General features: G+C 39.5%; 21 protein-coding genes and 2 tRNA genes. 2 read left to right on the plus strand and 21 right to left on the minus strand.

The window, feature by feature from the left end:
* Positions 1-16 precede the first annotated feature (16 nt).
* The 11 genes from NFR46_RS02190 to yycF all read right to left on the minus strand — a co-directional run bounded on the left by NFR46_RS02190 (position 17) and on the right by yycF (position 10,988).
* Positions 17-1,189: an iron-containing alcohol dehydrogenase gene (locus NFR46_RS02190; RefSeq protein WP_251574322.1), complete on the minus strand. Its 1,173-nt coding sequence runs from the start codon at positions 1,187-1,189 to the stop codon at positions 17-19.
* A gap of 143 nt (positions 1,190-1,332) precedes the next feature.
* Positions 1,333-1,878, minus strand: a complete 546-nt coding sequence (locus tag NFR46_RS02195) for an NADPH-dependent FMN reductase (RefSeq protein ID WP_251574324.1) — start codon at positions 1,876-1,878, stop codon at positions 1,333-1,335.
* Positions 1,879-1,984: 106 nt separating this feature from the next.
* Positions 1,985-2,413, minus strand: a complete 429-nt coding sequence (locus NFR46_RS02200; protein ID WP_251574326.1) for a hypothetical protein — start codon at positions 2,411-2,413, stop codon at positions 1,985-1,987.
* Positions 2,414-2,567: 154 nt separating this feature from the next.
* Positions 2,568-3,047, minus strand: coding sequence for a 23S rRNA (pseudouridine(1915)-N(3))-methyltransferase RlmH (gene rlmH / locus NFR46_RS02205; protein WP_251574479.1), 480 nt, complete (start codon positions 3,045-3,047; stop codon positions 2,568-2,570).
* Between the two features lie 454 nt (positions 3,048-3,501).
* Complete coding sequence (locus tag NFR46_RS02210) at positions 3,502-3,999, minus strand: phosphatidylglycerophosphatase A family protein (RefSeq protein ID WP_251574328.1); 498 nt, start codon at positions 3,997-3,999, stop codon at positions 3,502-3,504.
* A gap of 107 nt (positions 4,000-4,106) precedes the next feature.
* On the minus strand, positions 4,107-5,354 hold the full coding sequence (locus tag NFR46_RS02215) for a S1C family serine protease (protein ID WP_251574330.1): 1,248 nt from the start codon (positions 5,352-5,354) through the stop codon (positions 4,107-4,109).
* Positions 5,355-5,450: 96 nt separating this feature from the next.
* Positions 5,451-6,257: an MBL fold metallo-hydrolase gene (locus NFR46_RS02220; RefSeq protein ID WP_251574332.1), complete on the minus strand. Its 807-nt coding sequence runs from the start codon at positions 6,255-6,257 to the stop codon at positions 5,451-5,453.
* A 14-nt stretch (positions 6,258-6,271) separates the two neighbouring features.
* Entirely contained in the window at positions 6,272-7,114 is an 843-nt protein-coding gene (locus NFR46_RS02225; protein WP_251574333.1) for a two-component system regulatory protein YycI, read from the minus strand.
* Positions 7,115-7,128: 14 nt separating this feature from the next.
* On the minus strand, positions 7,129-8,421 hold the full coding sequence (locus NFR46_RS02230; protein ID WP_251574335.1) for a YycH family regulatory protein: 1,293 nt from the start codon (positions 8,419-8,421) through the stop codon (positions 7,129-7,131).
* Positions 8,399-10,267 (minus strand): cell wall metabolism sensor histidine kinase WalK, encoded by a 1,869-nt coding sequence (gene walK / locus NFR46_RS02235; protein WP_251574337.1) that lies wholly within the window; start codon positions 10,265-10,267, stop codon positions 8,399-8,401. The genes NFR46_RS02230 and walK overlap by 23 nt, the downstream gene beginning before the upstream one ends.
* Before the next feature lie 13 nt (positions 10,268-10,280).
* Positions 10,281-10,988 (minus strand): response regulator YycF, encoded by a 708-nt coding sequence (gene yycF / locus NFR46_RS02240; RefSeq protein ID WP_251574338.1) that lies wholly within the window; start codon positions 10,986-10,988, stop codon positions 10,281-10,283.
* A gap of 220 nt (positions 10,989-11,208) precedes the next feature.
* Between yycF and NFR46_RS02245 the strand changes: the two genes are divergently transcribed.
* Positions 11,209-11,281, plus strand: a tRNA-Lys gene (locus NFR46_RS02245).
* Between the two features lie 100 nt (positions 11,282-11,381).
* On the opposite strand, the gene NFR46_RS02250 is transcribed toward NFR46_RS02245, so the two are convergent.
* The gene (locus NFR46_RS02250; protein WP_251574339.1) at positions 11,382-12,035 is read right to left on the minus strand and encodes an HAD family hydrolase; all 654 of its coding nucleotides are present in this window, start codon (positions 12,033-12,035) and stop codon (positions 11,382-11,384) included.
* A 155-nt stretch (positions 12,036-12,190) separates the two neighbouring features.
* Here NFR46_RS02250 and NFR46_RS02255 point away from each other — a divergent pair.
* Positions 12,191-12,263: transfer RNA gene (locus tag NFR46_RS02255), tRNA-Lys, on the plus strand.
* A gap of 116 nt (positions 12,264-12,379) precedes the next feature.
* On the opposite strand, the gene NFR46_RS02260 is transcribed toward NFR46_RS02255, so the two are convergent.
* The 9 genes from NFR46_RS02260 to gyrA form a co-directional block, all read right to left on the minus strand.
* On the minus strand, positions 12,380-13,369 hold the full coding sequence (locus NFR46_RS02260; protein WP_251574340.1) for an asparaginase: 990 nt from the start codon (positions 13,367-13,369) through the stop codon (positions 12,380-12,382).
* Positions 13,370-13,503: 134 nt separating this feature from the next.
* Positions 13,504-14,706, minus strand: coding sequence for an MDR family MFS transporter (locus tag NFR46_RS02265; protein WP_251574341.1), 1,203 nt, complete (start codon positions 14,704-14,706; stop codon positions 13,504-13,506).
* Between the two features lie 149 nt (positions 14,707-14,855).
* A complete protein-coding gene (gene dnaB / locus NFR46_RS02270) occupies positions 14,856-16,256 on the minus strand; it encodes a replicative DNA helicase (protein WP_191683593.1) in 1,401 nt (466 codons plus the stop codon).
* Between the two features lie 27 nt (positions 16,257-16,283).
* Entirely contained in the window at positions 16,284-16,736 is a 453-nt protein-coding gene (gene rplI / locus NFR46_RS02275) for a 50S ribosomal protein L9 (protein ID WP_251574342.1), read from the minus strand.
* A 5-nt stretch (positions 16,737-16,741) separates the two neighbouring features.
* Positions 16,742-18,766: a DHH family phosphoesterase gene (locus NFR46_RS02280; protein ID WP_251574343.1), complete on the minus strand. Its 2,025-nt coding sequence runs from the start codon at positions 18,764-18,766 to the stop codon at positions 16,742-16,744.
* Between the two features lie 248 nt (positions 18,767-19,014).
* On the minus strand, positions 19,015-19,251 hold the full coding sequence (gene rpsR / locus NFR46_RS02285; protein WP_003716302.1) for a 30S ribosomal protein S18: 237 nt from the start codon (positions 19,249-19,251) through the stop codon (positions 19,015-19,017).
* Positions 19,252-19,283: 32 nt separating this feature from the next.
* Positions 19,284-19,829, minus strand: a complete 546-nt coding sequence (gene ssb / locus NFR46_RS02290; RefSeq protein ID WP_251574344.1) for a single-stranded DNA-binding protein — start codon at positions 19,827-19,829, stop codon at positions 19,284-19,286.
* Positions 19,830-19,865: 36 nt separating this feature from the next.
* On the minus strand, positions 19,866-20,162 hold the full coding sequence (gene rpsF / locus NFR46_RS02295) for a 30S ribosomal protein S6 (RefSeq protein WP_182580469.1): 297 nt from the start codon (positions 20,160-20,162) through the stop codon (positions 19,866-19,868).
* 198 nt (positions 20,163-20,360) lie between these two features.
* The gene (gyrA, locus tag NFR46_RS02300; protein ID WP_277612841.1) at positions 20,361-22,895 is read right to left on the minus strand and encodes a DNA gyrase subunit A; all 2,535 of its coding nucleotides are present in this window, start codon (positions 22,893-22,895) and stop codon (positions 20,361-20,363) included.
* Positions 22,896-22,919: the final 24 nt, after the last annotated feature.

The raw sequence follows: 22,919 nt of genomic DNA on the forward strand, positions 1-22,919 counted from the left end.
ATCTTATTCAAACTTATTAGTAGATACCGTCGTAAGCCTTTTGATAGAGGTCAATGATTTCTTGCTTAGTACCCTTCCGTGGGTTGGAGAATGCATTACCATCCTTCAAAGCATTTTCAGCCATCAATGGGAAGTCTTCTGGCTTTGCACCAATTTTCTTGATTGATGATGGGATACCAACAGCCTTGCACATTTCTCTCATTCCATCAATTGACTTTTGTGCAGCTTGCATAGTAGTTAAACCAGTAGTGTCATAGCCCATGATTTCAGCTAATTCTGCAAACCGTTCTGGACAAGCAATGATGTTGTACTCTTCAACGGTAGTAAGCAATAAGGCACAACATACACCGTGTGGAGCATCATATTGACCACCAAGTTGGTGAGCCATTGCGTGAACATAACCTAAGTTAGCGTTATTGAAGGCCATTCCGGCAAGCATTTCTGCTTCAACCATCTTTGTCCGTGCTTCAATATTATGACCATTAGCAACAGCTTCAGGCAATGCAGTTTGGATTAATTGAATAGCTTCCTTGCATTGACTATCAGTGATTGGGTTGTGATCAACTGAAACGTATGGTTCAATTGCTTGAACAAAAGCATCACAACCAGTAGCAGCAGTAACTGACTGAGGAACATCCAACATTAACATTGGGTCATTGAATGATACCAATGGAATATTACGCCATGAAACAACAACGAACTTCAGGTGATCCTTTTCGTTAGTAATAACAGCGTGACGAGTTAATTCTGAACCAGTACCAGCAGTGGTGTTTACAGCCATTAGTGGTGGTAGTGGATTCTTCAAAGTTTCTATTCCGGCTAACTTGGTAATATCATCACCGTTAGTCAAAATAATTCCGATTCCCTTACCACAGTCATGAGCTGATCCACCACCAACAGTGATGATTGAATCACAGCCTTCGTCTTCGTACATCTTCTTACCAGCCTTGATGTTCCGAATCTTTGGGTTAGGTTCTACACCAGTGAAGACAGCGTAGTCAACACCAGCCTTTTCCAGTGATGCAAGAGTTTGCTTAACTGGACCGTTATCAATGGCAGCCAAGTTATCTTGGGTAACAACCAATGCCTTATGCATTCCAAGCATCTTAGCACGGTCCCCAATCTTTTCAATTACTCCTGGGCCAAAGAAGTTTACACTAGGCATCAGAAAGTCAAATTGTCTATTCATTGCAATAACCTCCTCAGATCAATTGAATACGGTTTCATTATGAAGCATTGTGAAGACCATTGCAAATTAAAATTGACTAACAATAGTTAGAATATAGACATATTTACTCATTTGTTTCATTATAAGATTTTTAAGTTAATTGCTTAGCTCTTCTTTGTTAAGTCTTTTTCAAATTCAGCCCGTAAAAGTTGCGCAATCGGATCATAGGTATGGAGAATCCGGTCAACCTCAGCCACTGAATCGGTTGGGCTAATCTTTAATTGAGGATTGATTGCCATTTGTTTCATGTGAAACCCGGTAATTACTAAACGCATCGCAATCTGTGCCTGTGCTCCGCCATGAGCACCGAACGTTACTAAGCTTACTAGTTTATCCTTCCACTCGTTTGCCAGGTAATCCAAAGCGTTCTTAAGAACTGCAGGATAACCCCAATTATATTGTGGGAAGACGAAGATTAGTCCATCGTAACTTGAAATTAGCTTACTCCATTCACGGGTATAGCTATGATCATATTGACCAAGTGCTGAGATCTTACTCTCATCAAGAAATGGTAAGTCAAGGGCCTTTAAGTCGATTTCGTTAAATTCAATCTTGGTACTTTCTGACAACTGTTTTTGCAACCAATCGGCTACTTGCTTACTCCGACGACCTGGACGGGTACTTCCAATAACTATTCCGACTTTTTTCATTAATATCACTCCCAGTTTAAATTACTTCAAATTAATCATAACCAGATTTTGCACTAAAAACAAAGAAAGCAGCTCCAGTGAAGTTGTCTCACTAGAGTTGCTTTCATTAACTATTCAGTTTTTCCCTTTCTTTTTTACTAAACCAAATGTTAGTAATTGGAGAAGGAGCGTTGCCAAAACAAGCATTGTTTCCAAAATTATTATGCAAATGACGAGTACTCCACCAATTACGAAGAAGTTTTGCACGAAATTGATAACGTTCAGACTGAGCTACTACTGACTCTTTCATTATTAGATTGTCTTGATTAGGTTGTCTTGCAACTTTTTCTTCGCTGGTATTAACCAACTTTGGAACAGCTAATTCAATTTTACCCCCGTTCATTTTATTGTTAGACAGAGTACTAGCTAGACCATTACTTGTTCCGATAAAAATTAATCCAATAACTATCGTACCTAATAACGTAATTATTTTTCGTAGAGCTAATTGTTGATTATCCTTATTACTTACTGCCTGATTTTCTTCATCTGACAACATATATTATTCTCCTATAAGCCTGTAACATTTCTGTAACATAATCATACTATATCTCGATCAGAAGGAAAATATTATTAAGGTTAATCATATTTTTTTAAGTGTTTAAACAAAAAAAGTTCACAAACGAAAGTCGAATCATTTGTGAACTTCTCTATTACTTATGATATGGCAGGCCGTTAATAATCGTGAATGCCCGGTAAACTTGCTCCGTTAATACTAGCCGCATCAATTGGTGAGGCAAAGTAAAGCGGCCAAATGAAATTTGAGTATTTGCTCTTTTTAAGACTTCTGGACTAAGACCGAGTGAACCACCGATTACAAAGGTAATATCACTATGACCATACGTTGTTAATTGGTTAATTTCCTTTGCAAACTCTTCAGAGGTCCGTTCCTTTCCTTTGATCGCAAGGGCATAAACATATTCTTTCTCCTTAATCTTTTCAAGGATCCGCTGTCCCTCTTTTGCCATTACTTCGTCCATCTCAGCCTGACTTAGTGATTCCGGTGCTTTTTCGTCCGGTACTTCTACAATTTGAAACTTACAAAACCGACCAAGCCGTTTTGAGTATTCAGCAATTCCTGCTTTAAAATACTTTTCTTTTAACTTTCCAACACCAATAATTTTAATATTCAATTTATCCACCACTTTCAACATCTTATCCACAGAGTTATCCACAAGACATCAATATATTTTCATTATATTCCGAATGTTCGGCAGTAAATTCTTTATGAAATCGTTTTCTTAACTTTTACTTATCCACAGTTATCAACAAAAACAACCGTTCGCCAATCGGCTCTTTAATCATTGATATATCAACGATTATAGCCACTAACGATTTATCATTTCCACTTATCCACACATCAAACATTAACCTGTGGATAAGTTTTACACACCTTGGATTACTGTTATTACGGCATATCTACAATAGTAAAATATTTTAACTCTTTTTTCCACTGACTTTTCCACAGGCAAATTAACAGGCAATTTATAGCTAAAAATGACACGGATCGTGGTTCCTTAATCACAATCCGTGGTTAGCTGAATAATTAAATAACCTAAACGTTTAATCATTCGTTTTTTCTATAAATCAGGCATACTTATGAGCAATCTTTCCACAAACTGCGGCCACAATCGCTGAAAGGAGATCATCTATAAAGGTATTAACATGGAGGTCAGACGTATCAAACTTTTTCATAATTCCTGACTTTACCCGGTCAAAATAACCGAAATTAGTTGTCCCGATCGTTCCGTAAATTGTCGCAATCTGAAGAGCAATTGTCTCATCAACACCAAATACCCCAGCATCATTTTTGATAATTGAGGCTAACGGTTCATCTACTTGTCCTTCTTCTGTCAGCCGATCAAGTTCTAGCATTACCATTGCATTATTCATTAATTCGCGCTTATGCATAACGTCAACAACAGCCTCTTCGCACTCCTTTAACGTGACTTGGGGTTCGTATTGGTGCTGTGTTTTATAAGCAATTTGTGCTAAATCTTTCTGCGTCACTCCACGTTTTTTGAGCCGATCTACTACAAAATTATAGGCCTTCGTGTCTGGGTATTTAAACTTAGGATTATTCATAATTAAGTTCTCCTCATTCTTGGTAGTATTTTCATTATAAAGCAAAAATTGCATTACCTTATCCTAAATGAATACAGTAATGCAATTTACTCTCTATATCTTATTTTTTATTTTGATAACTTCAGTGTTGCGGTATGGGGTTGTCCATCACGATAGTAGGTTACTTTAGCCGTATCACCAACTTTGTATTTGTATAGTGCTGACTTCAATGAGCCGGTATTAGTTATCTTAGTATTACCAAACTTAGTAATAACGTCATACTGTTCAAGACCTGCTGTTTGTGCTGTTGAACCGCTCTGAACATCCATAATCACAACACCCTTAGTGACGCTTGAAGGGAGCTTCAAAACTGACTTTTGTTGGTCAGTTGTTACTCGACTTAAATCAATCATGCTAATTCCAAGTGATGGCCGCGAAATTTTACCATTCTTGATCAATTGGTTAATGATCTTAACCACTTCGTTACTTGGAATTGCAAAGCCCATCCCCTCAACAGAGGAACCATCATTACCACCTGCTAGCTTCATTGAGTTAATCCCAATTACTTGTCCAGCCATATTAATTAATGGACCACCAGAGTTACCTGAGTTAATTGCGGCGTCAGTCTGAATTACGGAAGTTAATGTTCCGTCCGTTCCGCTCTTCAACGTCCGACTCTTTGCAGAAATAATCCCCTTTGTAACCGTGTTGGCATATTCGCTCCCCATTGGTGAACCGATTGCCAAAACATCTTGACCAGCTGCAATTGAGTTTGAATTACCAAATTCAGCAACAGTTTTAACATTTGCCGAATTAATCTTTAATACTGCTAAGTCGGTAGCAGCATCAGAACCAACAAGACTGGCATTCACCTTTCGGCCATTACTCAATATTACCTGGAGGGCATTTGAACCCTTAACAACGTGGTTATTAGTAACAATATATGCAGAATTACCACTCTTCTTGTAGATTACTCCAGACCCTTCACTAGCTGTCTGCAGTTTTCCAGAATTCTGTGAACTATCGGAATTGGAAGAGTCGCCACTAATCTGACCACCGAATAAGCCCATGATTCCTTGATCAGACGATTGAACTTCCTGCTTGTTAATAACACTAACAACAGCATCTTTTGTCGAATTATAGGCCTTTGTGGCTTGATTATTTAAATTAGCCTTATTCTTATTTACTTGAGTTCCACCAGACTTATTGGATCCTGCTGGAACATTAGTACTTGTAGTTTGAACATGGTTTTCAATTGCGTTGCCGATCCCAAGGGACAGACCTCCACCGACTAAGCCAGCTAGAAGTCCAACTCCGGCAACTTTCAACCAAAACTTATTCTTTACATTTCGTGGGTTTTGGTTTCGTTCACTCATTTGGTAACTCCTCCAATCTTTTAATCATCACTTTAAATATATCGCTAATCTTTGAAGTTTTCTTGAAGTTTTATTTGCTATTTAGTGATTCCATTCCTATAAGGTTAGGAGCTTACTTGGTTTATCAGGTTCGGCATCCACAAGTTGAAAATCATGGTTAACGCCAAAATCATGTTTTTCCATCATCGTCGCAACCGTCAAGTGGGCTAATGAACGCATGTTATTGTGTTGGCTCCGGTGACCCAAGAAGATCCGCTTGGTCCGTGAACCAAGGACGTCCATCAAGGCGTCTGCACCCTCCTCGTTAGAAAGGTGTCCAGTATCACTCAAGATCCGCTGCTTTAGTGGCCAGGAATAAGGTCCCATCCGTAACATTTCTGTATCGTGGTTGCATTCCATCAAATAGGCATCTGCATTACGAATCGTCCCCTCAACTCGATCAGAAACATAGCCGGTATCCGTAATAATACAGAATGTTTTGTTATTATGATGAACTTGGTAAAATTGTGGTTCTGCTGCGTCGTGCGATACAGCAAAGCTCTCAACATCAATATCTCCCAGATCTTTAACGCTATTTGGGGCAATAATATGTTTTTGTTCTAAAGGAACTTTTCCAATCTTATTTGCCATTGCGTCCCAGGTTCCCTTATTTGCGTAAATATCCATTCCATAACGGCGTGCAAGAACACCAACACCATGGCAGTGGTCGGTATGCTCATGAGTCACGAAAATTGAATCAACGTCTGCTAGGGAACGGTTAATCTTCGCCATCAGGTTCTCGATTCGTTTTCCGCTTAGTCCAGCATCAATTAGGATCCGGTGTTTATTTGTTTCTAAGTAGGTTACGTTTCCCGTACTCCCACTTGCTAAGATACTGTAACGTAATGGATCTTGTTCTGTCACCCCAAATTACTCCTTTACTTCCGATTTAGTGCTTCAGTATTAACACTAGTTGTAATGTCCTTCATGATAGTACTGTTGAAGGCATTGATGGAAATTCGATCAACTGCACCTGAGTTCTTAGTTTTTATTTCTGCAACCCAGGTTGGAATATAAACGTTTCGGTTATCAGTATTAGTGCTTAATAAACGTGAATATCCTAGCTGAACCCACCGAATTCGTGAATTATTAGGAATTTGATTATGCTTATATAACCAAACGACAGCTCGCTTTTGGCTAATAGTAGACGATTCTGGACGAAGAATCTTTACCCCTTCCAAAAATGTCTGAGTGTACCCAGTAACCTCATGATTTGAGTTTACCCGAAAGCGAATTTGTCCATCCCCGTTCATTACCGACCGTCCTTCAACCATTTGTGTATAAATAATCACCCGTTTAGTTGAAAGGTAGGGATTATATCGATAATGCTTCCCCAATGCAACTTGGTGAGTATTATGAATTAATTCATTTAGTCGAACATTGGGTGTTTCAATATTTATACTAAGTGGCTCACTAAATTCACTTGTCAAAGTATTATTAGAGAAATGAGTCTCTTGACCATGTAGTCGAACAGCAGCGTTATCCAATTCTCCATCTTCTGTCGAACGATACCCAGAAAGGTAATACCCGTTTTGATGACCACTTGCCAATTTTCCATAACTAATCGAATCATCTTTCATTTCCTTCAAAACAACAGATGAACGGCCACTCTGGTTATTTGTTACGATAAAACGATTTTCAACTAGGATCGAGCTAGCAATAATTACATCAAATAACAGGAAAGCAAAGAAAAAGATCCATTGAATTCGTTTAAAGTTCATTTTTCAATGCCCCCTCACTTTTGTAATTCAGTATAATCAACCCATTGTCCACGATAATCAACAAAGTAGGTTGGTGTTAGTTTAACGGTAGTATTATCGTTTGTGTTTTCTTTCCAAAGATAACCAATCCGAATCCCATTAACATCCTTGAGCCGATTATTTGCCCGTAACTCGTTAAAGACCGTCGTGGTAGATGGAAGACGAACTGGCTTCTGGTTAATCGGTAATGGGACTTGGATACTGTAAAGGCTTAGCCAAGTTTTATTCATACCATTAGTTTTCGAAGACATTCGAATATCACCATAACCAGTAGTGTTAAAAATTGGGAACCCTTCAACATAACTCCGGTAATTAATGGTTCGTTGATGATCACTAATTCCGTCATAGCGCAAGTTATCCATTGGAATTCCTGTTTTCGCAATTCGACTATAGAAATAGCTTGCCAATTGACTTGATTTAGGAACGTCATCTCGTCCTACATAATTTTCATAACGAACTGTTCCATTTTGGTGATTATAAATTACCCGTTTATTTTCACCATCACGATAAGTCGTCGTGTTTCCTTTATGTTCAGTTGAAATTGAAGACTGTTTATTTGTACTAATAAGGTTTTGGCTTAAAGTATCAATATTCTGAGCAGTAACCTGATACCCAAAGACCGGTAACGTGAAACTCTTAGGATAAAGTAACAATATTTGTCCGTGGATTATTTTATGGTCAACTTCTACTTTGCTTGTTCCTTTGACCAGTGAATTTAAACTACCATTCTCTTTTGACCGATTAATCCGTACCCGGTAAATCTTATATCCATGGTCAGCTAATAAGTAAATATTCCGTGGATTATTTAATGGAATTAAGATGTGATCAATTTGCTTAACACGACTCGTATCAATTGACTGCGAGAAGGTTTCATTAAAGATTGTTCCCGTAACGCTATCAGGATAACTTATCATCAATGATTTTGGCTGATGAAGGTAACCAAGATAAACGTCGCTATTATCACTCTTTGCTAGACTTACTCGACCAAGCTGACAACTGCGTAATTGCCGCTGAACAGTAGCAATCAAATTCTTCTTTGAACTATATAGCAAAAACTGCTGCTGATCTGCATTGACGTGGACTACCTGGGTTGGCAAATACAAATCACCCATAGACTGGGTTGTATTGAGATTTCGTGAATTCGAACTATCCCTTGTTCGTTCGTATTGGACAGGGTTGGACCAAATTGCAGCGGTTAAAAGTAAACTAATAACAACTACAATGGTTAACGCAATAGCTAACCAATTAGTTTTGATCTTTTTGATCATCCCACTCGTCCCCCTCTTCATATGGTACGTATGGTAAGGAAATATAGAAAGTTGAACCCTTTCCTTCAACACTATCAACCCAAATTTGACCGCCTAGCATATTAACAACTTCCTTGGAGATAGCAAGTCCAAGACCTGTTCCTCCTTGCTTCCTACTCCGTGCTTTATCAACACGGAAGAAACGATCAAAAATATGGCCTAAGTCTTTACGTGGTATTCCTAGTCCTTGATCAGAAATACTCATAATAACGTGATTATGGGTTTCTAGTAATCGTGCAGTAATTACCCCACCATCAGGAGAATATTTGATCGCGTTATTCATGATATTATCGATAACTTGAGTAAACTTATCCGTATCGATTTCAACCCATAAGTCTTTCTTCGTAAAGAACCGCTCAATTGTGTACTTCTTCTTTTTAGGGTCCTCTTCCTTCTTAATAATCATATCAAACCGGTCAAGAATATAGTTAAAAAGCTCATTGATATTAACGTATTCCAAATTTAACTTTGTTGTCCCGGCATCCATCCGTGACAAGCTTAATAGGTCATTGATCATCCGAATCATTCGTTCAGTTTCATCCTGAACAACTTTCAAGAACTGCGGCGCAATTTCCTTATCTTGCCATGCACCATCACTCAAGGCTTCCACATAACTCTTTACACTAGTTAATGGTGTCCGCAATTCATGGGAGACATTAGAAACGAATTCTTTCCGTTCTTGTTCCTCTTTTTGCTGGCTAGTAACATCATGCAGGACACAGACAAGTCCGCTAACAAAGCCTGATTCTCGTTGAATTGGCGAGAAGTATGCATTCAAGATTAAGTTACTTCCTGAATTCGACATATCAAGAATCATTTCTTTTTGTTCACTATTAACAAGTTGCCGAACTGTGTAGTCATGACGAATATCAAGGACATCAATAATTGATTTTCCGATTAACTCATCTTCATGTTCGACTCCCAGCAATTGGAGGGCCATGTTATTTACGATTGTGACATTTCCACGGCGATCTGTTGCCAAAACACCATCCGACATATGTGAAAGAACACTATCCAGCCGCCGCCGTTCAGAATCACTCGACTCCTGTGCTTCTTCAACCCGGATAGACAAGTTATTAACGGCACCAGCAAGCTGGCCTAACTCATCATTTCCCATTACACGAACTTGTCCAGAAAAATCACCACGAGCAATTCTAAGTGTTTGCTTACGCATCTCTTCAATTGGTCGGGTTATTTCCTGGGAAATAATAATTGCCAGTAGCAAACCAATCACAATGGTAATCAAGGCAGCCGAAAGGTAAATTAACGTAATGCTATTAATATTAGAATAGACACTCTCTAAGCTTGCACGAAGATAAACAACACCAACCACATTGTTATTACTATTATCCACTAACGGAATAATATTGATGTAATACCGAGTATGGTTACTGTTATCATAAACATTTTCTGCATGTGAACGGTTATTAACAAGAGTTGTTTTAACCATCTGATCAGTTGTCTTTTGCCCAATCATATTCCGGTTATCAAAATTACTGGTTCCCCGGACAACACCCTGACTATCAATTACCCGAATCTCTGAAATGTTATTATTGTTAACTTCAGCTAGGATCTGTTTGATCTTCTGGTTAGCCTTTTTATGATTAGGATTTACTAACTGTTCACTTAATGAATTATCAACATAGGATGGTAATTCAATTGTCTGTTTAAATGTATTTAAGTTTTGATGTTCCAATTGACGCACAAAAACCGCCCCAACGCATTCCAGCGTTAACATGAGCATTAACGCGAAAACGAGAGCGATTTTAAAACGAATCGATTGGTAAAATTTTAATTTGCTGTTCACAACTGGCTAGCCTCTAATTTTGATCAGGATTTGCTAAGTAGTAACCAACACCACGGCGAGTAATTAACCATTGGGGGTGACTTGGATTATCTTCAATCTTTTCCCGTAACCGTCGAACAGTAACATCAACAGTTCGAACATCACCGAAATAGTCATAACCCCAAACTGTTTGTAATAAGTGTTCACGGTTAATTACTTGTCCAATATGTTCAGCCAAGTAATGGAGAAGCTCAAATTCACGATGAGTTAGATTAATGTTCTCACCACGCTTAGAAACGGTATATGCTTCTGGATGAATTATTAAGTCACCAACTTGGATGTCTGTATTATTGTCCTCTTCAGCAGGAGCTTTAACCGCTGCTTGTCGACGAAGGTTAGCCTTTACCCGAGCTACTAATTCACGATTAGAGAAAGGCTTCGTAACATAGTCATCCGCACCCAGTTCAAGACCTAGAACCTTATCGAGTTCTGAATCCTTGGCAGTAACCATAATAATTGGGGTAGTGTGTTTTGCCCGTACTCGTTTAGCCACTTCAAGGCCATCAATCTTAGGGAGCATTAAGTCCAAAATAATTAAATCAGGATTTTCACTTTCAACTTTTTCTAAGGCTTCTTCACCGTCAAAAGCGACAGCAACTTCATAGCCTTCTTTTTCAAGATTAAATTTGATGATATCAGAAATTGGTTTTTCATCATCAACAACTAAAATTTTCTTTGCCATATCAATACTTACCTCCACGTAGGTATAATTGATTCTTTAATCATTGGTTTACGATTCAAATTAATGCGCTATCAAAGACGGAAATTAGCTATAGAATCGCCTTTTTATTCTTTTAACATTATACCACATCAGTAATAGATCAATTTAATTTCAAATATTTGGTTGACAATGTAAATGAATGATGATATCTTTATATATGTTCTGATTGAACAGGTTATATGGGCAGTTAGCTCAGCTGGCAGAGCAACGGACTCTTAATCCGTGGGTCCAGGGTTCGATCCCCTGACTGCCCATCAGAGGTTTACAAGATCACCATTTTGGTGGTCTTTTTCTTTTTCTTTTTCTTTTTTTAAATTAAAAACTGGGAATAATGCCTTCCCAGTTAATCATTTACTATTCATCTAGTTCATTATCTTCCCATACTTTTCGAATCATTGGATACTTAAGATCACCAATCTGGCTGACTTGATACTTCGCTTCCTTAAGTTCTTCAGCATCCCCAACGCCAATTGAAATCACGCCGGTGTCATTCATTAATTTAATCTCATTAGTCTGGGAACCAATTCCAACACAGGCAGTTGGTTGAACGTCTAATTCTTGACTCGCTTTTAAATAGGGATTTTCCTCATCCAAAGGTGAAACAAAGGCATCCACAAAATCATCTACTTTTAGTTTCTGTAAGATCTCCTTTGCATGTCCATCAATATCATTAACTGCAATATCTACGTAATGGTCATAAAAGTTATTCAGCAATTGTTTGGCCCGTGGATAGAGCTTATCTTCACCAATTCCTGATATTACCTTACTGTACATCTCGTATTGTTCATTTAGCAATTCATCCTCATTTACACCTGTCACATTAAAATGCTTTAAAATCAGGTCCAATGCTTGGTGTCGATCTACTCCTGCCAATTGATTTGCCATTTTCCCTGGTAATCCCATTCCAAATTCGTACATTGCTAAATCTCGCCAAGCTTGAAATTGAAGCTCATCAGTATCCAAAATAATATAGTTTAAACTGAGAATTACGCCTTTCATTACCGTCATCCCTTCACCTTATTCTTTATCCTTACTTTACAGATCCTGGTAACGATATTCAATCATTTATTCACCTATTTTAACCAACTAATTTCAATTTATTTAAAAAAATTCTTGCAAAATCAATTAAAGATTGATAATATAGTATCTGTTGTCAATGACATGGGCAGTTAGCTCAGCTGGCAGAGCAACGGACTCTTAATCCGTGGGTCCAGGGTTCGATCCCCTGACTGCCCATCTTTTATAAAGTCACCTTTTTTGGTGGCTTTTTTATTTTTAAAAATTTAAAAGGCAAGAAGCAGGGAAACGCTTCCTTTCTTCTTGCCTTTTTGCATTAGCAAAATTATTTTCTATTAAAGGCTAACCTCACCAACAACATTGTGCTCAAAGAAATCTGCAACTTGATGGACGTTCATTTTCTGTCCCAAGGCCCACATGAGCTTGGTGATTGTGCTTTCTGAAGTCATATCATGAGCACTAATTGCTCCTTTTAGCAACGCTTCACGACCAACCTCATACTTAGTTAAATCACTCCGTTCATACAGACACTGACTTGTCGCAATTACTGGAATGCCATTTTTTATTAGTTCACCGATTGCGCCGACCATATTTCGCCGAATGTAGTTCATTCCACCAAGTCCATATCCCTCAATCACAATCCCTTTACAGCCATTTTCAACCATCGCGAACAGCAGCTTGGGATCAAATCCTGGAAATAGCTTAACTAGAGATACGTGAGGATCAATTTCTGTATTTAATGTGCACTGGTTGGCATGAGGAAAATTAACCTGTTGCGAGTCAAATACTAAGCCATCTGAGGTGACTGTCGCTACGGGTGGAACATTAACACTTTCAAATGCATCGAAGTTTGTTGTCCGCACCTTGACGCTTCGACAGCCTAACATAACTTTTTCACTAAAAGCCAAGTAGATTCCCGGACGACAAGTAGCAGCAGCGGCAAATGCTAGACGTAAATTATCGGGTGCGTCACTAAGGATGACATTAATCGGCACCTGACTTCCTGTAAGAACTACGGGTAAATCAATTCCTTGGAGCATAAAAGACAGCATCGAAGCTGTATACGCCATTGTATCGGTCCCGTGTGAAACAACAATCCCGTCATAGTCCTTTCGTAAATCATAGATCTGTTTAGCAATAAACTTCCATTCTTCTGGTTGTATATTTGATGAATCCAACTGGAGAATATCACGAACTTCAATTTCGTACGGAAGCTGACCAAGCATTTTAATTAATCCTTCTCCTGACTCCCGAGGTACTAATCCTGAATCTGAAGCAACTGAGGCGATTGTTCCACCAGTTGAAAGTAGTAATAATTTCTTCATTGCGATTACTCCCATAATTGTTAACCATGATTATACAACAAATAGAATATCCTTAAAAATAAATGGGGAATATGACAGAAATCAGTTACGATTTCTGTACACATTCCCCATCTATGTATTTCCCAGGTAACAATTTAATAACGGATTGTTCGTGATTGATTAGCCTTAACTACAATGAAGACCACTACCAAAGTAGCAAAAACAGCTACCGCACAAACAACAAACAAAATCCGGTAACTAGAAAGCTCAATCAAAATTCCACCGAATAATGGGCCAATTGCCTTTCCAAGCGATGAGAAGGCGTTAAGGATTCCCTGGTACCTCCCCTTAATATTAACCGGTGATAGCTCATTAACAATTGCCGGCATGGTTGGAAAGGCCGTTGCCTCCCCAATCGTTAGCACAGTCATTGCCAAAACAAACCAAATGTAAGACTTGGCAAATAGAAGCAAAACAAAGGAAAAACCAACGGTAAAAATTCCCAGGAACACTTGCAGGTAAAGGTTCGAGTGATAGCGATTGATCCAGGTAATAATCAACTGAATAATGACAATCAATACTCCATTAAGTGTCCATAACAAACTATACTTGGTCATTGAAATTCCTTGATCAGTCATGAAAACTGAGAGGTTACTTGCCCATTGTTCGTACATTGTCCAAATGATCATCAATGCTGCAAAGAAGGTCCAACTAATTAATAAGTTACTAATTGGCATCTTAACCTTTTGACTATCGTCAGCTGTTTCAACATCAACTTCACGATTACTCTTTCCAGTATTCTTTTCGTCTTTAAAGAAGAAAAAGACAACTGCACTAAAAAGGACGTAGAGAATCGTAGTAATCGAGAACATTGGCGAAATATTACCATGCGCATATTGATAAAGCGGGCCAACAATCGTTGTTCCAATCACCATTCCCAAATTATTCGCAAAGTATAACATATTAAACACATACCGACCATCATGTCCTGATTGTGTCCCATAAGAGTTAACCATGGTGATAATCCACCCATTCATAAAGCCAACTCCGGTTAGTAAAATCCCATAAACCGGCCAACCATTAAATGCAATCAGCAAGGCCATAATTACGGTAGCCGTAACCGTTCCGCCAAGCATCAATTGTCGTGGATTTTTCTTATCAAACAATGTCCCGGCGATATAACTCCCCACAACATTAGCACCGGAATACAGCAGCAGGACAATCCCTGAAACAGTTAATGATTCGTGAAGTTGCTGGTGCATATAAATAGTAGTTAGCGGCCAGACAAAACTGTTACCGATACTTCCTAAAAACATCCCTAGCAGCAACCACTTTAATTCAATTCCTTGACGGTTCATCTTACGCCTCCTCTTTTATCATCAGTTTTACTGAGCCTACCACTTTGACTATAACCTTTTTCCAGTTAAATAGGTGGATAGACGCTTCATTCTTTTATAAACACACAAAAGGGCCCCTACGATTTCTCTTAGTTGCCCTTGCTATTCGATTAATTATTATCTTCTGGAATATAAGAAACGGAAGCAAACTTATTATATGACTTGGCAAATAATAGCTTAACCGTTCCCCGCGGACCACTACGGTTCTTTTCAATAATGACTTCAACTTCACTTACATTTGAACCATCGTCATCATTATTCTGCTGGCCACCATTTTGGTTATCCTCGTCCTCACCGTCTTCTTCGTGATCATAGTAATCATCACGGTACAAGAAACTAACAATATCAGCATCCTGCTCAATTGAGCCTGACTCACGAATATCAGAAAGGACCGGTCGTTTATCTTGTCGCTGTTCAACACCACGAGAAAGCTGGGATAAAGCAATTACTGGTACTTCTAGTTCCTTAGCAAGCTTTTTTAATTGACGAGAAATTTCGGAAACTTCTTGCTGTCGGTTATCAGGATTGGTACCTTCAATTAATTGAAGATAGTCAATTACAATCAATCCAAGATTACCCTTTTCTTTTGCTAAACGACGACACCGTGCACGGATTTCTGCAACCTTAATTCCAGCAGTATCATCAATATAAATATTAGCTTTAGAAAGAGAACCAGTAGCAATAAAAAGACTATTCCACTCATCCTGGGTTAATTGCCCAGTTCGTAAGTGGTTAGCATTAATATTTCCTTCAGCGCAAATCATCCGGTTAACGAGGGATTCCGCTCCCATTTCAAGACTAAAGATTGCCACCGCAGTATCTGAGCTTGTTGCAACATTTTGCGCGATGTTTAACGCAAAGGCCGTTTTCCCAACAGCAGGTCGCGCAGCAATAATCACTAATTCATCCTTATGCAACCCTGTCGTCATCTCATCCAATTGCTGGTAACCGGTCGATAATCCAGTAACTTCACTTTCATTTTTGGATAAATCATTAACGTGCTTTAACGACTCTTCAAGGACATCCTTAATGTTCTGGAAGCCATTCTGGGTATTATCTTGTGAAACCTGCATGATCTGCTGCTCAGCATTATCAAGCAAGTCAGAAATACTATCATTGTCAGCATAACTATTATTAATAATCTTGGTTGCAGTATTAATTAACCGTCGCCGCGTTGCCTTATCATGGACAATCTTTGCATAGTAAGCAACATTGGCTGCTGTCGGGACCGCCGTTGCGAGTTCAGCAATGTAAGCAACTCCGCCAATATTTTCAGTTTGATTGTCCTTGTCCAACGCACTTCGCATCGTTACCACATCAATTGGCTGATCTTCTTCATTAAGATCGACCATCTTCTGGAAAATTACTTGATGGGCCTTCCGATAAAAATCGCGTGGTTCCAAATATTCCATTGCATCAGCCAGGGCATCCTTACTTAAAAAGACAGCTCCAAGAACTGCCTTTTCCGCATCGATGTCACGTGGCTCTTCTTGCACTGGTGCATTATCCATGACGATACGCTCCTTTAATTAGTGAGCCTACTTTTCAGCAATGTGAACCCGAATTTCAGCTGTTACCTGTGGGTGCAATTTGATTGGCACGTTAACATAACCTAACGCTTTGATTGGTGCTGCAAGTTCAATCTTCCGCTTATCAACCTTAACGTTAAATTGCTTTTGGAGTGCAGTTGCAATTTGCTTAGTTGAAACTGAACCAAACATCCGGCCATCAGTTCCGGCTTTCCCAGTTAATTCAACAACAGTCTTGTCGTCTTCCAAAACCTTCTTTAATTCTTTAGCTTCAGCTAATTCTTCAGCAGCGTGCTTCTTTTCAGCACGTTGTTGACCAGCTAACTGGCTCATAGCGGCATTAGTTGCTTGTTTAGCTAAGCCCCGCTTAATCAGGTAATTTTGTGCATAGCCATCGGGAACTTCTTTTACTTGTCCACGCTTTCCACGACCGCGAACATCTTGAACAAAAATAACTTTCATCCTAGTCACTCCTCAGTTGTTTCTTCACTACTATCATCCTCTGTTTTGTTCAATTGGTCAATCAGTGTTTGCTTAACCTCAAGAATTGTTGCTCCCTTAATTTGGGTTGCAGCATTAGCAAGGTGGCCACCACCACCCATTTTTTCCATAATCAATTGAACATTGACATCACCCATTGAACGTGCCGAGATGCAAACCATCCCGTCAGCTCGCTTTGTAATGACAAACGAGGCTTCTATTCCATTAACCTGTAAAAGCATATCAGCTGCTTGTGCGGCAGTGACCGGATCATAGATCTGATCGTCCTCTCCCGCACAGATCGCAATTGAATCATTTAACTCTGCCCGTGAGATCAGGTGATTTCGCTTCATAAAGCTATCAGCGTTTTCTTTCATGAACATTTGGATCATCATCCCGTCAGCACCTGCAGACCGCAAATAGCTCGCTGCATCAAATGTCCGTGTCCCGGCACTCTTGGTAAAGGACTTAGTATCAATCTGAATCCCCGTCAACATGGCAGTTGCTTCCAGTTTATTTAAGCCCTTCCCTTCTCGTGGCTGGTATTCAAACATTTCTGTAATCAGTTCACAAGTCGAAGAAGCATATGGTTCAATATAAACGAGTAACGGATTTTCCGGGAATTCTTCACCGCGGCGGTGGTGATCAATAATCACAAGTCGGTTCTGTAGTCGCTCATAAAGTTCAGGAGCAATTGTAATTCCCTTCTTCGCATGATCAACCATCACTAAAAGACTATTTGGCGTAACCTTCTCGAGTGCTTCTTCAGGCGTAATGACGTGCTCTTTAATCTCTTGGTAATTATCCATCTGCTTCAACAAACGCTGAATATCTGAATGAGTCTGTTCATCATCAACGACAATCCAACATTCACGGTTATTCATTACTGCAATCCGGCGAATACCTAAACAAGCACCCAAAGAGTCCATATCCGGGTTCTTGTGTCCCATGACAAAAAGTTGATCCGCTTGGGCCATTAATTCTTGCAGGGCCTGACTAATCATTCGTGCCCGAACACGGGTCCGCTTCTCCATTGGGTTAGTTTTTCCACCGTAGAACCGTGTTTCAGAATCATGACCACGAACGACAACCTGATCACCACCCCGTCCTAAAGCAAGGTCGAGGTTATTTTGAGCAGTATCCGCTAATTTTATTAAATCATTTTCACCATAGGCGATCCCTACGCTTAATGTTACTGGCGAGTTTTGCTTTGACGTATTTTCCCGAATAATATCAAGAATCTTAAACTTCTTTTCTTCCAGTCGTTTCAACGAAATTTGGTGACCGATAATCAAGTAGTTATCATCATCAATCACTTTCATCAGTAAGTGGTTTTCTACAGCCCATTTACTGATTTCCGACGTTACGTAATTATGAAGGTTAGAAACATCCGAATCACTCATCCCCTGGGTCAATTCAACATAATTGTCTAAGTAAATGTTTCCCAAGAAAATTTGTTGCTGTTTATAACGTTTACTAATTTCCTCATAATTTGTCACGTCCATCATATAGATAACGTGATTATCTTTTTGAACAAGAAATTCAAATTGGCGATCCTGCCAGGTAACGATCGCTGGTGCTTTGTCATTCCGGTGCTCGTTCTCCAACTTAGCAAGTTCATTATCAACATCTTTGAGCTTTTTCCCAACGACAATCTTAAGATCGAAGTATTTTGCCATATACGGATTTATCCACTGAATTTCACCTTGCTTATTCATCAAGATCATTCCCAGTGGCATTTCTAATAACGCTTCTTGTTGTCCTTGTTCGATCTGGTAAGTAAGATTTGCTAAATATTCATGAGCATCTACTACAATTGTTCGTAGACGATTTATACTAAGTTGGCTTCCCAGGAGTGTGACAAGCAAAATCATAGCTCCAAGAAGCCAATTAATATAAAACCCTAATACTAGACTAAGAATCGTCAAAATTAAAATGTAAATGAAATTCCATCGAACTGCTGGCTGTTTAAACAGCTCCCGCCAGTATTCTCGACTAAAAAAATCTCTCATACTGGTCCTCCCGATTTTAACATTTTCGTTAATTTATAATTTTGTTAAACAAATCAGTATCTATCATATCACATTGGCCCATTTGACTACATCTTGATAACTAGCAAACAGAAAATATTTTAAAATAAGTGGGAAATAACCATGAGTCACCTCAAAAGGTACTGGTTATTTCCCGTAATTGTTTTTTATTCAAAGTAAGAGGCCGGTGAAGAAGTAAAGCTTCTCCCCAGCCTCTTAATAATATTGGATTAGTCTTCAGCAACGAATGGCAAAAGACCCATAATCCGTGCTCGCTTGATAGCGATAGTTAACTTACGTTGGTTCTTGGCGCTAGTACCAGTAACCCGACGTGGTAAAATCTTACCCCGTTCAGAAATAAACCGACGTAATAAATCAGTGTCTTTGTAATCGATGTAGTCGATGTGGTTTGCGGCGATAAAGTCGACTTTACGACGACGACGGCCGCCACGACGTTGTTGTGCCATGAAATTACCCTCCTATCTGGTTAAAGAATTCTTTAGAATGGTAATTCGTCATCAGATAAGTCAATGGATTGACCATCGTTCCCACTACTTGGGAATTGGTTATCTGGTTGACTTGGTTGGTTATTGTTACCACCAAAGCCATTATTTGACGAATTAGCTTGAGGAGCATTATTTCCAGGTTGTGGCTGATTATTATTGTACTGTGGTTGATCACCAAATGGTTGCTGGTTACCGTATTGTTGTTGGTTACCACCATTTTGTCGTGGTTCAAGTAGTGCAAAATTATCGACAACAACTTCAGTTACGTAAACTCGGTTACCCTGTTGATTTTCGTAATTCCGGGTTTGAATCCGGCCTTCGATTCCAACTAGCGATCCCTTATGAGTAAAGTTACTAAAGTTTTCAGCGGATTTACGCCAAATGACGCAATTGATAAAGTCGGCATCCCGATCACCATTTTGGTTTCGGAATTGACGATCAACAGCTAATGTAAAAGATACAACCGCTGTTCCACTGGTTGTGTACCGCAACTCAGGATCTCTTGTTAAGCGTCCAGTAAGTACTGCACGATTAATCATTAGATCTCGTCTCCTCTCTATTAATTGAAGATCAAATTAAGCTTCACGCTTGATGATCATGTGACGTAGGATATCATCGCTGAACTTAGCTAAACGATCGAATTCGTTTAAGGCTTCGTCAGTGTCGGTAGTAAGGTTTACCACGTGGTAAGTACCTTCAGTGTACTTGTCAATTGGGTAAGCAAACCGGCGTGTTGACCAATCCTTGGAATCAGCGATAGTTGCACCATTGTCTTCAAGAATCTTGTCAAAACGAGCTACAAGGTCGCTCTTTGCAGATTCTTCCATGTCAGGACGAATGATGTAAGTAATTTCATATTTACGTGTTTCCATGAATATTACACCTCCTTATGGACTCTGGCTCTTCCCGTAAAGATTAAGAAGAACAAGGAGAGTAGACGTCTGTTACGTATACTCACAAGAATAAAATATACCACAGACATTGATTTAAAACAAGGAACAGGTAACAAGAAAATCCTGAATTTACGGTCTAATTAATTAAGACGGAATAAATCAGGATTTCTATTTTATTTATTCACTTTTTTCTTCGGTTGTTACTTCTGCGCTAGATTTATCTTCGGTTGAATTTTCATCTGATGAAGAATCGGCTTCGTTATCTTCATCGTTTTCCTTTTCAACTTTAGCAATTGTAGCAACATGGGTTCCCTTATCCATCTTGATTAGGTGAACACCTAGTGCAGAGCGACCAGTTTGTGAGACAGATTCAACACCAAAACGAATGATAACACCATGGTCCGTAACGAGCATGATATCTTCATCACCCTTAACAGTCGTCAAACCTACCAATGGCCCGTTCTTTTCTGTTACATTGACGGTCTTAACACCTAGGCCACCACGACCCTTAATTGGGTATTCACTAGCAGGTGTTTGCTTACCGTAACCTAACTCACTAATAACCAAGACGTTACTATCGTCATTAAGTGGGGCAGTCCCAATAACATAATCTTCATCCCGGAGACGAATTCCTCGAACCCCAGCTGCAGAACGACCCATTGACCGAACAACAGAAGAGTTAAAGCTAAGTGCGTATCCACGGTGAGTACCGATAATCATGTTTTGTTGATCCTTAACAATATCAACATGAATCAGTTCGTCATTATCGTGAAGGTTAATCGCCTTCAACCCATTGCTCCGGATATTCTTAAATTCTGTAACCGGTGTCCGCTTTACAGTTCCGTGCTTGGTAGTGAAGAAGAGGAACTTGTCGTCATCATTGGTTTCGTGAGAAACGTTAATCACAGCACTAATCTTTTCTTCGTTATCAATTCCTAACAAGTTAATGATCGGAATTCCTTGTGCAGAGCGACCATATTCTGGAATTTCGTACCCCTTCATCGAGTAAACCTTTCCAGAATTGGTAAAGAAGAGGAGCAGATCGTGAGTATCACTGGAAATCAATTGTTCAATGAAGTCATCCTTATGGACTCCCATCCCCTTAACACCACGACCACCACGGTGCTGTGACTTAAATTCATCAACTGGCAACCGCTTGATGTAGCCGTTATGAGTCAAGGTAACGATAATTGATTCTTCCTCAATCAAGTCTTCGTCTTCAATGTTAGTAATGTCACCAACTTGAAGTTCAGTCCGCCGCTTATCACCAAACTTCTTTTGGATTTCCAATAATTCGTCGTAAATGATTTGGTTAATCCGTTCTTGGTGAGCAAGAATATCCTTGTAGTCAGCAATGGCGGCCATTAACTTCTTATATTCGGCTTCAATCTTTTCACGTTCCAAACCGGTCAACCGCACTAACCGCATGTCAAGGATTGCTTGAGCTTGACGATCAGATAACCCATAGTTTTCCATTAACTGGTTCTTAGCGATTTCGCTCGTTTGTGAATTACGAATGATCTTAATAATTTCATCAATGTGATCCAAAGCAATCCGCAATCCAGCAACGATATGAGCACGGTTTTCGGCCTTCTTCAAGTCAAATTCTGTCCGCCGACGAACAACGTCTTCTTGGTGTTCCAAGTAGTACTGAAGGATTTCCTTCAAACTAAGAATCTTTGGAGCACCCTTTACAATCGCCAACATATTGAAGTTAAACGTGGTCTGCATCAAGGTCATCTTGTAAAGGTTGTTTAAGATGACTTCAGCACTAGCATCGCGCCGAACGTCAATTACAATTCGCATCCCTTCACGGTCAGTTTCATCATTGACGTCGGTAATTCCTTCGATTTCCTTATTCCGTGCTAAGTCTGCAATTCGTTCAATTAACTTAGCCTTGTTAACCATATATGGAATTTCATGAACAACAATTTGTTGTCGACCATTCTTCTGTTCTTCAATGTCGACTTTAGCCCGAACAATGATAGTTCCTCGGCCAGTCTCATAAGCTTTGCGAATGCCAGACTTTCCCATAACAACTCCCCCGGTTGGGAAATCTGGACCTGGGAGAACCTTCATCAGGTCTTCAGTCGTTGCATCAGGATTATCCATTAGCACATGAATTGCACTAATTACTTCCCCTAAGTTATGCGTTGGAATGTTAGTAGCCATCCCAACAGCAATCCCAGAAGCACCGTTAACCAATAAGTTAGGGAAACGAGCTGGTAAAACAGTCGGTTCTTTTTCAGTTCCATCGTAATTATCTTGGAAATCAACAGTATTCTTGCTGATATCTCGTAACATTTCAACGGCAATCTTACTCATTTTAGCTTCGGTATACCGCATGGCAGCAGCACTATCACCATCGATTGAACCAAAGTTACCGTGACCATCAACTAGCATGTACCGGTAACTAAAGTCTTGTGCCATCCGGACTAAACCTTCGTAAATTGAGGAGTCACCGTGAGGGTGGAACTTCCCCATAACATCCCCAACAATCCGGGCAGACTTCTTGTACGGCTTGTCAGGAGTGACCCCTAATTCGTTCATTCCATATAGGATTCGCCGCTGTACTGGTTTTAACCCGTCCCGCACATCAGGCAATGCCCGAGAGACGATAACACTCATGGCATAGTCCAAGAATGAGTTTTTCATCTGGCTAGTTAGGTTAACATCAGTAATCCGGTTGTTTGATAGATCGTTCTCAGCCACTATCGTTGTTCCTCCTTTTATCTT

This window comes from Limosilactobacillus agrestimuris (assembly GCF_943193105.1).
Classification (GTDB): Bacteria; Bacillota; Bacilli; order Lactobacillales; family Lactobacillaceae; genus Limosilactobacillus; species Limosilactobacillus agrestimuris.